This window comes from Paenibacillus sp. JGP012, from assembly GCF_014203995.1.
GTDB lineage: Bacteria > Bacillota > Bacilli > Paenibacillales > Paenibacillaceae > Paenibacillus > Paenibacillus silvae.
The window spans coordinates 24,477-40,185 of record NZ_JACHKG010000032.1 but is presented as its reverse complement, the minus strand read 5'-3'; the positions used below and the strand labels follow the sequence as shown (position 1 = coordinate 40,185).

Genomic DNA, 15,709 nt, shown 5'->3' with positions numbered 1-15,709 from the left:
TCATATAGTTAAATAAGGTTGTAACATCCATTCGGAGAACGGTGCTCTGCGGAACACCGCTTCCCGGATGTGATTAAACAGGGCAGTTCATCCGCATGATGCGGGGAACTGCTTTCTTGTAAATGAATGAATGATGGATGGAAGGTCAGGTTCAGAAGTTTCACAGAAAGTTGGATTGCAATGATGGAACGTTATCGTACGGTTCGGGGATCTGGGCAGCTGGAGATTGTGATCAAAAAATCGCGGTTTATCGGTCATATTATGCCAGTCACCACCGAGGAGGAAGCGATTGCTTTTATTGATGATATCAAGAAAAAACATTGGAATGCGACACATAACTGTTCTGCTTACATGCTTGGCGAGCGGGATGAGATTCAGAAGCAGTCTGATGACGGGGAGCCGAGTGGTACAGCAGGCAAACCCATTCTTGAAGTGATCAAGAATCAGCAATTAAAAAATGTAGCGATTGTGGTCACACGTTACTTCGGGGGAATCATGCTTGGCGCTGGAGGTCTGATCCGTGCTTATACGGACGGAGCTGTAGCAGCAATCGAAGCAGGAGAAGTCATTACGAAGGTGCTGCATCGTGAAGTGTTTGTTGAGCTGGATTATACGTGGCTAGGGAAAGTGGAAAATGAGTTAAGAAGCCGGGAAGTGCGTACAGGTGAAACTGCTTTCACCGATAAGGTTACGTTGACTTGTCTTCCGCCGGATAGTGAAACCGAGGCATTTATCGCCTGGATCACGGATTTGACGCAAGGGCAATCCCGGATCACGGAGGGACAGCGGCTTTATTTTATTGAAGGGGAATAAAATATATGGCTAGAAGAGCAGTCGAACAGGAGTTGTCGAGGGAGCGGATACTGGAGGCGGCGAGGCATCTTTTTATTACCAAAGGATACCGCGCCATTTCGATGCGAAGCATCGGCCAGCATCTAGGCTATAGTCATGGGTCGCTGTATTATCATTTTAAAGAAAAAGCAGAGCTGTTTTATGCCATTGTGGTTGAGGATTTTAACCATCTGGGGCACCTGCTGCTGCAAGCCATGGTCAGGCCGGTTGCAGGCGGCGTGAGCAAGGTCGAGCACATTTTGATGGAGTTTATTCGGTTTGGTCTGGAGAATCCATATCAATATGAGATCATGTTCATGATTCGGGACGAGGAGCTGTTGTCTTACTGTCGCACCGAGCAGGGGCGCTGCTTTGAACTGTTTGCGTCGATCATTCGGCAGTACATGAAGGAAGAAGGCTGTTCGGAAGAGGATATACAGCATGTACCACGTACATTGTTTCTCGCTCTGCACGGATTTATTTCGTATTATATTCAAGACCGTTTGACATTTGTGGAGATTGAATCGTCCGCGCTGTCTCATGTCAAAGTATTGTGCCGTAACTTGGGCCAGCAGCCTGGCGTGCAATAACTGGCGCTCTCGCTTGCGTCCCTACACTTCAGGGCGGTGATTTGTCATAACATTAATTCTTTATAACGTTATCTTGCGAAAGCTACAATCCGCAGAAGACGAACACAGGCGGTTCCAATCCCAAAGATCGGGAGGACCGCCTGTTTATGTTTTCATTTTTCGAGTTTCGACTAACCTTCCATAATTTTAATGAAATACTCCCGATGACGCGGTCCGTCGAACTCACAGAAATAAATACCTTGCCAACGTCCCAGCAGCAGTCTGCCCTCATGAATAATAACAGTCTGTGAAGGCCCGGTGGTTATGGACTTCAGATGAGAAGCCGTATTGCCTTCAGCGTGAAGGTACTGTGGATGCTCCCAAGGATATACTTCATCCAGGCGTAACAGGACATCGTGTTTCACATCAGGGTCTGCATTTTCATTAATGGCAATACCTGCCGTAGTGTGGGGACAGTAGATCAGCACGGTCCCGTTTTGCACGCCGCTGCGCTCAATGACCTGTTTCACTTCTCGTGTGATATCCTTCATTTCATCGCGTGTTGAAGTCGTTATGCTTTGCGTAAATAACATCATTCATCGCTCCTTATAATAGGTTTCACTCTACATAATTTTAACGCGAGAGCTTGTAACTTAACCACCAAAATAGTTCGAATAAAAGCATTGACGATTAGTACTGCAAACTGGTAAAGTATCAGATAAGCAAAATTCCAAGTAGACTAATGGGAATAATAATAAAGTAAACTTATCCAACTTAGGAAAATGTCGTATCAAGTCAGGTAGACTGCCGACCGGAGCTAAAGCCGGAGGCTGGGAGGGAACACAGCAAATGAACACCGTTCTTCGTCACAAGGGATGGACTTGGGGATTTCGCAGTACCGTATTGTTATATTTTATCGTGCTCATTGTGCTTCCGATTATCGGGGTGTATGCCAATTCCTTCTCTGAAGGGTGGAGCAATTTTGCCGAGAGCATTATGGACCCGATTGCATGGAAGGCGGTGCTGTTAACGATCCGTCTGGCCGTGATTGCTGCTCTGTTGAATGTGGTTTTGGGCACGATGATTGCTTGGGTCCTGACAAGGTATCGCTTTGTTGGCAGATCGTTTCTTAACAGTCTCGTTGATTTGCCATTTGCATTGCCAACTGCTGTAGGCGGTCTAATGATCATGCTGCTGCTCGGGCCGGTGAGTGCTGTTGGCAAGCTGGCTGAGTCGCTCGGCTTCGAGATCGTATTTCATCAGCCTGCCATCGTTATTGCGATGACCTTTGTCACGTTTCCTTTTGTCATTCGCGCAGTGCAGCCACTGCTGGAAGAGATTGATCCTTCCGAGGAAGAGGCTTCATATACGATGGGGGCTTCCAAGGCACGTACATTTATGCAGGTCATTCTGCCGTCCATGGCTCCGGGCATGATTAGCGGCGGCATGCTGGCTTTTTCAAGGGCACTGGCTGAGTTCGGGGCCGTTGTGCTCGTAGCAGGCAACATTCCGGGCAGAACACTGACCGCTTCCGTTTTCATCTATGGTGAGATTGAAAGTGATAACCCGACAGGGGCAGCCGCAGTATCCGTTCTGCTGCTGACGCTCTCCTTCCTGATCCTCTGGCTGATTAATCTGGTACAGATGCGGGGGAGAAGACGATGAGAAGACTTTTAATCGGACTGACGTTTGCGGTATTTACCCTGCTGCTGATTATTCCGCTCGGACGAATTCTGATTGGTGCATTTGAGGACGGAACGGGCGGTTTTGTCCAAGGGATTATGCGTCCAGAGGCACTGCACGCATTGATGATGACCGGACTGGTTGTTCTGGTGGTGACTCTGCTTAACACGCTGTTTGGTATCATGATGGCAATCTATCTGGTTCGCGCGGGCTGGCTAAGTGACAGGGTCAAAGGGCTGCTCAACAGCATCGTTGACCTGCCATATGCGGTATCACCCGTCATCGGCGGTTTGATGATTGTGCTGCTGCTTGGACCAAACAGCATTATGGGCGGATTTTTTGAGGGCATCGGATTTAATGTGGTGTATGCCTTCCCGGGTATGGTGATTGCCACGCTGTTCGTCACGTTTCCACTGATGGTAAGAGAGGTGATGCCTGTCTTGCAGGAACTGGGTTCACAGCAGGAGGAGGCGGCTTCCACACTTGGAGCGTATGGCTGGAGAACGTTCTGGAGTGTAACCTGGCCTTCCATTCGTTGGGCGGTGGTCTATGGTCTGGTTTTGACGGTAGCGCGCTCACTGGGAGAATTCGGGGCTGTACTGGTGGTATCCGGTAATATTATGAACAAAACACAGACGGCAACAACGCTGGTGTATCAGGATGTAGAGAATTTCAATGTGTCGGCTGCAAATGGAGTGGCATTGGTGCTGGTAACCTTCTCCGTAGGGCTGTTGCTCCTGATGGAATGGGCCAAGAAGCGAAAGGAAGTGCATTGAGATGCATGTGGAAGTTCGTAATCTGAACAAACATTTCGGTGATTTTCATGCGGTAAAAGATGTCTCGTTCGATATTGCCAAAGGTCATCTGATCGGTCTGCTTGGCCCCAGCGGCGGCGGGAAGACATCGATTCTGCGGATGCTCGCAGGGCTTGAAAGTCCGGGCTCAGGAGAGATTCGTTTCCATGGAAAAGTGGTGAATCATCTGCCGCCGCAGGAGCGGGGCATCGGATTTGTATTTCAGAACTATGCGCTGTTCAAACATATGAGTGTATTTGATAATATTGCGTTTGGTCTCAAGGTGAAAAAAACACCCAAAGCCCAGATTCGTGATCGTGTGATGGAACTCGTCGAGCTGACCGGGCTGAAAGGGTTTGAACAGCGTTACCCACATCAATTGTCGGGTGGACAGCGTCAGCGTGTAGCCTTTGCCAGAGCGCTGGCGCCAGAGCCGCAGCTGCTGCTGCTGGATGAACCGTTTGCCGCCATTGATGCGAAAATTCGTCAGGAACTGCGTTCGTGGCTGCGCGAGCTGATTGAGCGTGTAGGGATTACGTCTATCTTTGTTACGCATGACCAGGACGAAGCGATTGAAGTCGCAGACGAGATTATGATTATCAGTCAGGGCAGGCTGGAGCAGAAAGGCACACCTTGGGATATTTATAAAAATCCAGAGACACCTTTTGTAGCGACCTTTATTGGCGAATCTACGGTGGTAGAGGATGCTTCTCAGCTGAAGGGCTTCGAACATGCAGTACAGGGCGGGAACACTCGTGCGCTGATCCGACCGGAGTATATCGAGATCGGGTTGAAGAACGAATTCACCATGCTGTCGGCAACGGAAAAAGGCACCGTCAAGCATCTTCATTTCCGCGGCAGTGAGTGGATGGTGGAAGTTGAGGTGCAGGGCCACAAGCTTATTACGTATCGCTCGCTGGAGAAAACTACGCTGGAAATCGGGCAGACCATTCGTGTGCTTGTGCACCGTGCTTATCTGTTTAATGATTCGGAGAGCTGGGTCGTTGAGAATCGCCTCAAGGAAGATCCGATGCCGGTCATGATCTAAAGCCAGTTATTCTAAGGAAAAACAGAAATGAAAGAAGGAGCAGCCATGCAGACGAGCCAAAACAAGAAGAAGTTCATCCCTCTATACGTTATTCTGATGCTTGTGCTTGTCTGTGTGACTGCCGGATGCAGCAAGCAGGAACAGGCGCAGCCAGAGCAAGCCACGGTTTCAAGCGGTGATTCATCCCATACGCTGGTCATCGGTGCATATAGCGTAGCGAAGGATGCCGTGGGAGAGCTGTTGCCGAAGTTTCAGGAGGAATGGAAGGCAAAAACAGGCGAGACGATTAACTTTCAGGAGTCATATGAAGCTTCAGGAACACAGGCCAGAGCCATTGTTGGCGGGTTTGAGGCAGATGTTGCCCTGCTTGCGATGGAAAGTGATATTGATAAGCTGGTGAAGGCCAAGCTGGTCACTGCCGATTGGAAGCAGACCCCTAACGCGGGCATGATTACCCGTTCAATCGTTGTTCTGGGTACCAGAGCAGGCAATCCCAAGGGTATTCAGGATTTTCAGGACCTGACCAAGCCGGGTGTGAAGGTGCTGTACCCCAATCCTAAAACTTCCGGTGGTGCACAGTGGGATATTAACGCGATCTATGGTGCAGGGCTGAAGCTGTCCGAAGAGCAGGAAGGCAAGAAGGATCCTGCCGCAGCCAAGGCATTTCTGGAAGAAGTGCATCAGAACGTCGAATCCCTGGACAAGAGCGGCCGATCCTCCATGGCAGCATTTGAATATGGCGTGGGCGATGTCATTGTGACGTACGAAAATGAACTGCTTGCCCGAATTGCCAAGGGAGTCAAGTATGATATCGTTGTGCCGAAAAATACCATTCTGATCGAAAATCCCGCAGTAGTGGTGGATAAATACGCAGACAAACACGGTAATCGGGAGCTGGCAGAGGCTTTTATCGCTTATCTGCGGACGCCGGAAGCACAGCGGATTTTTGCCAAGCATGGCTTCCGCTCGGTAGACCCGGATGTATTCGCGCAGACCAAAGCTTCGTTTCCGACACCTGCAGGGCTCTTTGATATTAACTATCTGGGCGGATGGGATGAGGTGCGCAACACACTCTATTCCAAACGCGGTGTATGGTATCAGGTGCTGGCGGGGTTGTAACAGCGACTCTCCAAATTATTCTGTCATCAGAGTGGACTGTGTAAAATCTTTAGTTCCAGCTAATTTAGGAGTGTGAACCTTCATTTCGCGCATGCCGGGATGGAGGTTTTTTCTGCCAAAAGGTTATAATAGGGAGTATACTAGTGCACATGATGGCATAATTGATAATTGCAGAAAGGCGTGACAGGAATGAGTACAGAGATCAAATTATCCCAAAGTACCGCGATTCGACTGGAACAGGCCCGGGGCAAGGGCATGCCGGAAGCAGATATTTTGAAGGCAATTCAGGCCAAGGACGTGTCGGCATTTGACGCTGTGTCCGAGGAGCATTATCGATATGATGAATTTTTTAACTACGCGGACGAGCATGGGGAAAAGCTGGAGGAGGCAGTTCTGAACGGGTATCGCATTACGTTTAATACTCGCGGCGGACTTGGCATCTGGCTGGAAAAGGCATTTCGTCTGAAAGCAGATCAGGATTTCACGGTGGGTGAGGGCATCATCACCGGTTTGCAGTTGACGGCTGCCCAGGCAGAGGTGCTGAAGCAGCGTCTGGCGTGGAACTGGGTCATTACCGATGCCAAGGAGATTCCTGCGGGCCTTGAGCTGACCTTGAAGCTGCGTGCGCTGGTGTAAGCGAACGCCTTCTTCATGACGTTTGACCATGGGGTGCTCAGGTCAGAAGATAGACTTTCCCGGCGAGCGGTGAGGAGCTGCAGCGGGAGAGTCTTTTTTTGCAAAAGCAGAGATAGGAGATTACAATTTACATAGAAAGTTTGAGATCAAGTGCGAGGGATTGCTGAACAAAAATGATAACATCTGAGCTGATTGGGCTTCAGGGAGCGAGAGGGGAATGCGGAATGAATCAGCTCACCTTTCTGGGCACCGGCGATGCCATGGGTGTTCCACGGGTGTATTGCGATTGCGAGGTATGTACGGAGGCACGGCAGACAGGAGAGAATCGACGCAAGCGTTCATCGGTTCTGATCCACGGAGGCGGTCAGGTTGGGGAGGCAGATGAAGACGGGATGGTTATGATTGATTGTGGACCCGACTGGCGTTCCCAGATGGAGGATCAAGGGATACGTATGGTGCACACGCTGCTGATTACGCATGCGCATTTTGATCATATTGGCGGTTTGCCGGAATGGGCGGATGCGTGCCGCTGGCTAGGTGTGAAGGGCAAGCTGTATGCTCCCCGTGAGGTGATTGTCATCATTCAGGCGCAGTTTCCGTGGCTTGCTCGTCATATGGATTTTCTGGAGACTGATAACGGAATTGAACTGGGTGGATGGAACATTCGCTCCTGGAAGGTATGCCACGGGCACAATGGGTACTCATATGCTTACCGACTTGAACGCGAGGGGTATGCGTGGGCGTACTGTTCGGATGCTATCGATTTGAAACCAGATGAGAAGGCGCTGCTGCATGGACTGGACCTGCTGGTGCTGGGTACAAGTTTTGTGCACGAGCTGGCGGAATTTTCGACGCGTTCGGTCTATGATATGCAGGAGGCACAGGAGCTTTTGCGAGAGCTACTGCCAGGGAAGACGTATTTTACACATATGTCTCATGATGTTGATGTGCGTCAGCATTACAAGCTGGATCAAGGCATAACGATAGCTCTGACGGGAATGACGGTGAAGCTGGGTCAGGATCGGAATGGGAAGTAAGGAATGAGCACAATTAACATATGAAAAAATAAAATGAAGAAGAGCGTATCCTTTACAGGAGGTTCTTCGTTTACATAGTGAAACATCTAAATTATATAAGTTGAACTATTTTTTACACAATAACGGAGAGGACAGAAAAAACCTGGAAAAGTGTAGCGGTCGCATTTATCACTGGATTTTTCCCTTTAGTAAAGGAAATCAAAAAAATCTGGGGATAACAGCGATTGGAAGGTTGTTCTGTCATTGGAGTGGACGGTGTGAAATTTTTAGTTCAACTTATATAGCATCAATCAGGAACCAGCAAAGGGGGGCCCCCGAGATGGCCTTTGTGAAGTCCGTAGATCAACCAATCAACAGACAACAGTATAAATGGAGCAGTTCGAGTAGTTACTGCAGGACCGATGAAACGAATGGGTGTAATAGAGCCAGTTCAGCATACGGAACCACGGTAGTTAATGAAACGAAAGAAGTAAATGCAGCGAAGCAAACACAGGGTATGGACAGAAGTAAGCATGCAGCGGTGGAAAACGTACCATACTCAACGCTACATGATGTATTGCCTGACCTGATGGGAGCATTGTATGCGTATTGCTTTTCACTGACCAAATCCATGAACGAAGCAGAGGATCTGGTACAGGAAACCTGTCTCAAGGCGTTATCGTCTGCTGCGGCTGCTCACGCCGTGAATCGAACAGAAGCGTTCAATTGGGAGGCTTATCTGATTCGAATCGCACGGAATACGTGGATTGATGGAATCCGCAAGCAGGAGAAGCAGCGATCCATATTGGATGGTCTGAAACCGGTGATGTCAGCGTATGTGGAGGAAGAGCCATGGGAAGAGCTGGAGTCGGCGGTGCGGCTTCTGATTCAAGAGCTTTCACCATGGCAGCGGGCGATTTATATATTGCGTGAAATGATGGGATATACGGCGGCAGAGACTGCGAGCATGCTGAGTACCACCGAGGGAGCTGTGAAGGCGGCCCTGAATCGTGCCCGCACAGCCTTGAGCAAGGTGAAACAGAAGCTGGGAGAGGCCGGAACGGATGCCATATTTGAAATGAATTCGAAGGAAGGGACTGCTGATGCAGAACAGGAGCAGCTTCGAAGCTATCTGATGGCTTTTCGCCGGGGGGATACAGCTCTTCTGATTGACCTGTGCCTGAATCGGATGCATGATCCGATGGCTGTGGCGGGTACGATCCTGCAGAGCGCTTTGCCGTCTCCATCCATGCAGCCAGTGATGATGTACAACGAGTATGCTGCTTCGGGTATGAATTCGATGTCTCACCAAGGCGGGTATACCGTTATCCTGGCTGCCTAATGATAAGGAGGCGACCTGGCATATGAACGTAGTACCTTATGTAGTGGAGCAGACCGCTCGCGGTGAGCGGAGTTACGATATTTATTCACGTTTGCTGAAAGACCGCATCATTATGGTGTCGGGAGAGATTGAGGATCAGATGGCCAATGCCATCGTGGCCCAGCTGCTGTTTTTGACTGCAGAGGACCGGGATAAGGATATCCAGATGTACATTAACAGCCCGGGGGGCTCGGTGACAGCGGGGTTCTCGATCTATGATACGATGCAGTTTGTGAAGCCGGACATTTCAACGATCTGCACAGGCATGGCGGCCAGCTTCGGCACAATTTTGCTCGTGGGCGGCACGAAAGGAAAACGCATGGCGCTGCCTAACAGTGAGATCATGATTCATCAGCCGCATGGTGGCACGCGTGGGCAGGCATCGGATATGCTCATTCATGCGAATCGCATTATTCAGCACCGCCAGCGGCTGAATCAGCTGCTGGCAGACCATACAGGCCAGCCGCTGGAGCGCATTGAGAAAGACTCCGATCGGGATTATTTCCTCACGGCAGCGGAAGCGGTGGACTATGGTCTGGTGGATAAGGTGGTTACAGGTGCCGGCGCTTAAATGGCAAGGGTACGTTTAAGTGTAAGTATAAGTTCGATGTGATTGTGAGATAAGTACAGGGATGACAGGAAGCTGTCGTCCCTTTTTGTTTTTGTGTAGCGTGTTGAAATTGTAAGGTTGACTTAAACCAGGCATAGTGTATATATTATATATATACACTATGCCTGGTTTGTTCGTAAGATGGAAAAGTAATGAGGTGAAAGCGCATGAATATTCGGATATCCAACGCATCCAGCGATCCTATCTATATCCAGATTTTATCCCAAATCCGGCAGAGCATTCTGAACGGAGAGCTCGCAGCAGGGGACAGTCTGCCCTCCATTCGGCAGCTTGCCAAGGATTTGCAAGTTAGTGTGATCACAACAAAACGTGTATATGAAGAGCTGGAGAAGGAGCAGCTGATTGATTCCGTAGTTGGTAAGGGGAGCTTTGTGTCCGGAGCGAATCAGGATTTTATTCGAGAGAGACGTATGAAACAATTGGAAAGCAAGATGCTTGAGGTTATTCAGGAAAGCAAGGAACTGGGCATGAGTTCGCAGGATTTGATTCATCATCTTACTTTGCTGTTAGAGGAGGAATAAACACGATGAACGCTATAGAATTGCGGAATGTGACAAAAGCTTACCCATTATTTAAGGTGCACAACATATCCATGGATGTAAAGGAAGGTTATATCACAGGACTCATCGGCCCAAACGGAGCTGGCAAAAGCACCCTGATCAAAATGATTACAGGGTTAATTCATCCCGATCAAGGAACTTTGCGGACGTTGGGCAGTGAAATGCCAGAACAAGATGTGGCTGTCAAGCAGCGCTTGGGAATTGTATCCGATGAATGCTTTTATTACGAACATCTGACAATCCGGGAGATGGCCCGTATGATTGCTCCCTTTTACAGCTGCTGGGATCATGCTTTATTCAACCGTTACCTGGAGCAGTTCGAACTGTCTCCGAAAAAGAAAATTCAGGATTTATCCAAAGGCATGAAGATTAAATTTTCACTTGCGGTAGCTCTGTCACATGATGCCGATCTTCTCGTCATGGATGAACCGACATCGGGTCTTGATCCCGTTTTTCGGAGGGAGCTGCTTGATCTGCTGGCTGGCATCATTCAGGACGAGACCAAAACGATCATTTTCTCGACACATATTACGACAGATCTGGAGCGCATTGCGGATTATATCGCGTTTGTTAACCAAGGTAAGTTAATTTTCAATGAAGCCAAAGACGATGTGCTTGAACGCTACACCATTGTCAAAGGGGACATAGAGCTGCTGGATGCCGATACCCGGCGACATTTTATTGGCATACGAGAAACAAGTGTTGGTTTCGAAGCGTTGTCAGATAACAAAGCGGAAGCACAGCATCTGTTTGGCAATGAGGCGCTGCTACATAGGCCCGCCTTGGAAGATCTCATTTATTTCACCGCAAAAGGGGGACGTCAGCATGCTTAATCTGCTTCGCAAAGACTTTATCGTTCTGAAAAGCTCCTTGTGGACGATTGCGCTGTATTTGGTGGTGTTCAGCTTCGCCTTTATTCCAGGCAGTGAAATGTCTATGTATTTTGTGGGCATTTACACCGCTTTTGGCTCGATTATGCTGGCCACGATGATTGATATCAAAAACAATAACCATAACTTTCTGGTGACTCTTCCAGTCAGCCGCAAACAGATCGTGAAAGCCAAGTACCTGTCCGCCATTCTGTATGCACTGTTTGGAGTGTTAACCTCTTATGGAATTCACAAGCTGGTTAAACTGAATTATCCCGAGTTGAACAAACCCCATTATTCGATACTGGATATTGCTATCTCAATGGGCATAGTACTTGTGCTGGTGTCGATCTACATGCCGCTTTTCTATGCTCTTAGCAAAAAGGGGGCGGCTATCATCAATACTATATTTATGATCTGCCTGATTATTTTGGCCCAGCCTGCTGCGTATCTTCTCTATGTGGCTGGTGATAAAGGGTTGAGTACAGCGCCGGTTATCTCCGCAGTTTCCGTGGCCATTATAGCGCTGTTTCTCATTTCGTATATCATTACGATTCGTCTGTTTGAGAGAAAAGATCTGTAAGTGCGTGAACGATGTAAATATATTTTTCTTCTATTGCATTTAATATAAAACCAGAAACTGGCCCTAATAGCTTTCCAGAAAGTCCCGAAGCATGCTGCCTGGTAATTCGTTTTATTTGAATACCTACCCACTCCAAAGAATGATGGACGGGTATAGTATACGTTTATCAACTCAGACGACAGGTGGTCTATTTCGCTAACGATCCCAGAAGACGCTATTTGCTGGATTTCAGTGGATTTGAAAATGTAACGATTCCAGGAAACGTTATCATCGTATTTTTGATGAAAAACAGGCGTAAATCTCACGTTTTAGTTGAAATAGCGTTACTGGGAATCGTTACAGTTTTTAGTTCGTAAAAAACGCTTAAATAAGGTTGCTGGGAATCGTTAGCATTAGCGCTAGCGTTGGTGTGCTTAAAGGCATCGCAGCCAACTTGACGATAGGCATATATATAAGGTCCGAATCTTATTTGTTTCTCCAAACATGCTCTTCGGTTACGATCCGAGCCTTTGGCAGCGCTGCAATGTTTCGCTATCCACTCAAGCCTTTGGTAACTCTCGGAGCTTCCGTGTGCAGCGGGTTCTCTGGTATTCCTACAGCATGCGTGACGCGTTTAGCCTTCGAGTCAAGTTCGTGCTCATGCTCTCATGCTCTCTTCCTCACGATCTTTCTGTGCTCCAGTAACCAGTATCTCTCCCGTTGATGGATGCATAACTTAATTTTTCGCTGCCAAGGTGATCAGTCTGTGCATGCCTTCCCGAATCTGCTGCTCACGGGCATAGGAGAAGGAGAGACGCAGCTTGCGGCTGCCAGAAGAATGCGAAGGATCAAATACTGTTCCAGGCACAAAAGCAACCGATTGCTCCATGCTTCGATGCAGCAGCCTGCCTGTATCGATTCCTTCCGGTAGCTCGGCCCAAATGTTGAGGCCGCCTTCAGGACGAGTCCATGTCCAGTCGGTCTCCTTCAGACATTGCTCCATGACCTCCATTCGCAGCTGAATGGCGGTTCGCAGCTTGGACAGATGCTGATGCATACGTTCGGATTGAAAGTAACGCAGAAACAGCTTCTGATTCAGCAGTGGTGACCCGTTATCCGTTAAAGCTTTGATCGCCTGTAGTCCTGGCATGAGATGTGAACGGCACATGATAGCTGCAATCCGCAAACCGGGCACAACGTATTTGCTATAGCTGCGAATGTACAGCGTATGCCCGGAAGTATCGTAAGTAAAGATAGGGGCCGGGGGCTTCTCTTTAAAATAAATATCATAGGTGCTGTCATCCTCCACCAGGAAGCAGCCGTATTGCTCAGCCAGTTCTGGCAGCTGTTTGCGCTGCTCCACCGAAATGCTGATCCCTGTTGGGTTTTGAAAGGTCGGTGTCATATAGAAGAGCCGAGGCTTCTCCGTTTTCATCAGATGCTCGATCTGTTCCAGATCGTAGCCTTCCGGGTGGATATCGGTGAAGACAAGTCGTGCCCCCTGCTTGCGGAAAATCTCCATGGCGGGGCCGTACGTTGGCCGTTCGATCAATACCCGGTCTCCGGGTTTGACCAGCGCACGGGAGATGACATCGATCGCCTGCTGTGCACCGGATGTAATCAGCACTTCGTCAGAAGAGAGGTAGAAACGTTCCTTGCTCGTCAGATGATTAGCGAGACTGCTGCGCAGCTCCAGATCGCCCTGAATGGTTGAATACGTGCCGAGCAGACGCGGATACTGGTCCAGCAGGTCACGCATTAATTCGCCCCAATATCGGTTGGGCAGCAGGGCAGGATCAATCAATGATTTGGAAAACTGATATTCAGCCTCGAGGGATTGAACCCGGTCGAGCGTGTCCCAATGAAGCCAGGCAGACACGGACGGATCATCCGCCTGTTCTGCATCCGCTAGTGGTTTGGCAGGACTGATATAATAACCGGACTTGTCTTTGACATATACGATCCCGCGTTGTTTCAGCTCTTGATACGCCTTAAACACCGTGAGCCGATGTACGCCAAGCAGCTCGGACAGGCTTCTCACCGAAGGAAGTTTCTCTTGTTCCGTCCATTCACCTGCTTCGATTCGCACCATGAGATAATGAATGACCTGCTTGTACCGTTTCATGCTGTTATCTGTCCTCATGATTGTTTCGCCCACCCGATCCACGCTCCTTTTAAGCTTTATTGTAACAGCTAATGGGAGGTAACTGTTCTGTTTTGTTTATTCTGTTCTGTAGACGATGAGTTATGATGGAGAACAGAAAAAGGAGTGGTTAAACATGGTGGGCATTGCATTTACGATTATGTGTCTCGTTTTCGGAACAACATTTCTGGCGATTAAAATTGGAGTGGAGGCAGGAATGCCGCCGTTTCTGTCAGCAGGGCTGCGATTTGTGATCGCAGGAGCTTTGATGTTTACATGGATGTGGATGAAAGGCAAAGTAAACCTGTCTCTTCTGTTCCGCAAAGAAATGCTGATTACGGGGGCGGGTTTAACCTTTGGTACCTTTGCCACGTTGTATTGGGCTGAACAGCATGTCAGCTCGGGTGTGGGTGCGATTTTATCGGCTACAGGGCCGCTGATGATTATGTTAATGCAGACAGCATTGTTGCGGCAAAAAACATCTGCCCGTATGCTTGCCGGTTGTTTAATCGGTTTTACGGGTGTTGTGCTGGTTGTGCTGCCGGGAGTATCGCTTGGCGCCGGATCACTATTTTTGTGGGGATGTATCGCAGTGCTGGTAGGGGAAGTCTGTTATTCGGCAGGTACGCTGTACTCCAAAAAAGTCATTCACCAATTCAGTGAGATGAGCCCTGTTGCCATCAATGCGGTGCAGATGATGTATGGTGGCGTGTTATTATTCATTCTGTCGGCGCTGACGGAAACCTGGAATATGTCGACACTGGACGTTCTGCCTGCCTTATCTTCCGTGATCTATCTGACGGTCATCGGTTCGATGGTTGGGCACAGTCTGTTTTACTGGATTATGTCGCGTACCAATCCGCTGTTCCCGGCAACCTGGTTGTATATTTCTCCACCAATAGCAGTCGGACTTGGAGCCATTGTCTACGGGGAGCATGTCAGCTGGGTAACATGGATTGGCGTCGTGCTGGTCATTTCTGGCCTGCTGGCCATGAACGAGAAGGTGAGCGGCTGGTTGAAGAAAAAAACGGTGACAGGGGTGGGCCAAGCTCCTGAATCTGTTTTAAAATAGAATATCAAGTCATAAAGGTAATGAAATCCACAGGCTCAATCTCGAAATCAACTCATGATTTTGGATTGGGCTGTTTGTTATTTTAACCTGATGTTCTCGTTAACCAACTGGTAGTAATATTCATCCATTTGTTCAGCTGTAATTTCTTCTTCAAAATGAAGTAACCACCACGTCACAAGTAAACTGATGACCCCTGAGTGAAATTCCGCTACAAGTTCTACTGGAAGTGCAAATTGCTTCCCCCTTCGCTTTAATTCCAGAAAATCTTGCTTGAAGAGTTCTCTGATATAATTTCTGAAAAAAACGTTAAATACCTCATCCTCCTTTTGATTCTGAACGATCGTTGTAAGCACGTTTCCGAGCATAATTCCAGACAGACTTTGCAGTGGCTGCTGTAGACGCTTTTCTACATCCATTTGCAAATAATCCCGAAGACACCAAGTGAGGATGGAGGACAACAGCGCAAATTTATCTTCAAAATGCTTGTAAAACGTTGTGCGATGAACCATGGCTTGCTCACATATTTCATTCACTGTAATGTTACTGAATCGTTGGCCGTGCTCGGATAACAGATCCACCAGTGCCATCGTTAACAATTTATGAGTTCGGGTAACTCTTAAATCGACCTTCTTACCAACCGTTTTCATCTACATCATTTCCTTATTGTAGTTTATCTATATACTTTTCTCACTTTGTTCCTTACCAAAAAAGAAATTTTAGTTATATATTGGTATTATAAGTATATTTTTGATTGATCTACAACTGTAGAAAATAACCCTCATAGAAAAGGATGGA

Annotated in this window: 17 protein-coding genes; 14 read left to right on the top strand and 3 right to left on the bottom strand. The window is 48.3% G+C overall.

Features of this window, described 5'->3' with window-relative positions; all coding sequences use genetic code 11:
• Positions 1-180 precede the first annotated feature (180 nt).
• Both HNR77_RS25400 and HNR77_RS25395 read left to right on the top strand, forming a co-directional pair.
• Complete coding sequence (locus HNR77_RS25400; RefSeq protein ID WP_145403378.1) at positions 181-813, top strand: YigZ family protein; 633 nt, start codon at positions 181-183, stop codon at positions 811-813.
• A 5-nt stretch (positions 814-818) separates the two neighbouring features.
• Positions 819-1,421 carry a TetR/AcrR family transcriptional regulator gene (locus tag HNR77_RS25395; protein WP_184190300.1) on the top strand — a complete coding sequence of 201 codons (603 nt, stop codon included), beginning with the start codon at positions 819-821 and terminating at the stop codon, positions 1,419-1,421.
• Between the two features lie 170 nt (positions 1,422-1,591).
• Here the strand turns inward: HNR77_RS25395 and HNR77_RS25390 are convergent, their stop codons facing one another.
• Positions 1,592-1,993, bottom strand: coding sequence for a secondary thiamine-phosphate synthase enzyme YjbQ (locus HNR77_RS25390; RefSeq protein WP_184190299.1), 402 nt, complete (start codon positions 1,991-1,993; stop codon positions 1,592-1,594).
• Between the two features lie 256 nt (positions 1,994-2,249).
• Here HNR77_RS25390 and cysT point away from each other — a divergent pair, with 256 nt between their 5' ends.
• From cysT to HNR77_RS25335, 11 genes are all read left to right on the top strand, one after another.
• Positions 2,250-3,065, top strand: coding sequence for a sulfate ABC transporter permease subunit CysT (gene cysT, locus HNR77_RS25385; RefSeq protein WP_184190298.1), 816 nt, complete (start codon positions 2,250-2,252; stop codon positions 3,063-3,065).
• Positions 3,062-3,859, top strand: coding sequence for a sulfate ABC transporter permease subunit (locus HNR77_RS25380; RefSeq protein WP_184190296.1), 798 nt, complete (start codon positions 3,062-3,064; stop codon positions 3,857-3,859). Before cysT ends, HNR77_RS25380 begins: the two co-directional genes overlap by 4 nt.
• A 1-nt stretch (position 3,860) precedes the next feature.
• Complete coding sequence (locus HNR77_RS25375) at positions 3,861-4,925, top strand: sulfate/molybdate ABC transporter ATP-binding protein (protein WP_184190294.1); 1,065 nt, start codon at positions 3,861-3,863, stop codon at positions 4,923-4,925.
• A gap of 27 nt (positions 4,926-4,952) precedes the next feature.
• Positions 4,953-6,044 carry a sulfate ABC transporter substrate-binding protein gene (locus HNR77_RS25370; protein ID WP_260410885.1) on the top strand — a complete coding sequence of 364 codons (1,092 nt, stop codon included), beginning with the start codon at positions 4,953-4,955 and terminating at the stop codon, positions 6,042-6,044.
• A gap of 189 nt (positions 6,045-6,233) precedes the next feature.
• Positions 6,234-6,680 (top strand): hypothetical protein, encoded by a 447-nt coding sequence (locus tag HNR77_RS25365; protein WP_145403374.1) that lies wholly within the window; start codon positions 6,234-6,236, stop codon positions 6,678-6,680.
• A 224-nt stretch (positions 6,681-6,904) separates the two neighbouring features.
• On the top strand, positions 6,905-7,717 hold the full coding sequence (locus HNR77_RS25360; protein WP_184190292.1) for an MBL fold metallo-hydrolase: 813 nt from the start codon (positions 6,905-6,907) through the stop codon (positions 7,715-7,717).
• 319 nt (positions 7,718-8,036) lie between these two features.
• Complete coding sequence (locus HNR77_RS25355; RefSeq protein ID WP_260410883.1) at positions 8,037-9,038, top strand: RNA polymerase sigma factor; 1,002 nt, start codon at positions 8,037-8,039, stop codon at positions 9,036-9,038.
• Positions 9,039-9,060: 22 nt separating this feature from the next.
• Positions 9,061-9,648, top strand: coding sequence for an ATP-dependent Clp endopeptidase proteolytic subunit ClpP (gene clpP / locus HNR77_RS25350; RefSeq protein ID WP_184190290.1), 588 nt, complete (start codon positions 9,061-9,063; stop codon positions 9,646-9,648).
• A 206-nt stretch (positions 9,649-9,854) separates the two neighbouring features.
• On the top strand, positions 9,855-10,229 hold the full coding sequence (locus tag HNR77_RS25345) for a GntR family transcriptional regulator (RefSeq protein ID WP_184190288.1): 375 nt from the start codon (positions 9,855-9,857) through the stop codon (positions 10,227-10,229).
• Positions 10,230-10,234: 5 nt separating this feature from the next.
• A complete protein-coding gene (locus HNR77_RS25340) occupies positions 10,235-11,101 on the top strand; it encodes an ABC transporter ATP-binding protein (protein WP_184190286.1) in 867 nt (288 codons plus the stop codon).
• A complete protein-coding gene (locus HNR77_RS25335) occupies positions 11,094-11,720 on the top strand; it encodes an ABC-2 transporter permease (protein WP_184190284.1) in 627 nt (208 codons plus the stop codon). Before HNR77_RS25340 ends, HNR77_RS25335 begins: the two co-directional genes overlap by 8 nt.
• Positions 11,721-12,435: 715 nt before the next feature.
• Here the strand turns inward: HNR77_RS25335 and HNR77_RS25330 are convergent.
• Positions 12,436-13,842 (bottom strand): aminotransferase-like domain-containing protein, encoded by a 1,407-nt coding sequence (locus HNR77_RS25330; protein ID WP_184190335.1) that lies wholly within the window; start codon positions 13,840-13,842, stop codon positions 12,436-12,438.
• Positions 13,843-13,978: 136 nt separating this feature from the next.
• On the opposite strand from HNR77_RS25330, the gene HNR77_RS25325 reads away from it, so the two are divergent.
• On the top strand, positions 13,979-14,914 hold the full coding sequence (locus HNR77_RS25325) for a DMT family transporter (protein ID WP_184190282.1): 936 nt from the start codon (positions 13,979-13,981) through the stop codon (positions 14,912-14,914).
• Between the two features lie 77 nt (positions 14,915-14,991).
• Here HNR77_RS25325 and HNR77_RS25320 read toward each other — a convergent pair whose 3' ends face one another.
• The gene (locus tag HNR77_RS25320; protein ID WP_184190280.1) at positions 14,992-15,561 is read right to left on the bottom strand and encodes a TetR/AcrR family transcriptional regulator; all 570 of its coding nucleotides are present in this window, start codon (positions 15,559-15,561) and stop codon (positions 14,992-14,994) included.
• Between the last annotated feature and the right edge of the window lie 148 nt (positions 15,562-15,709).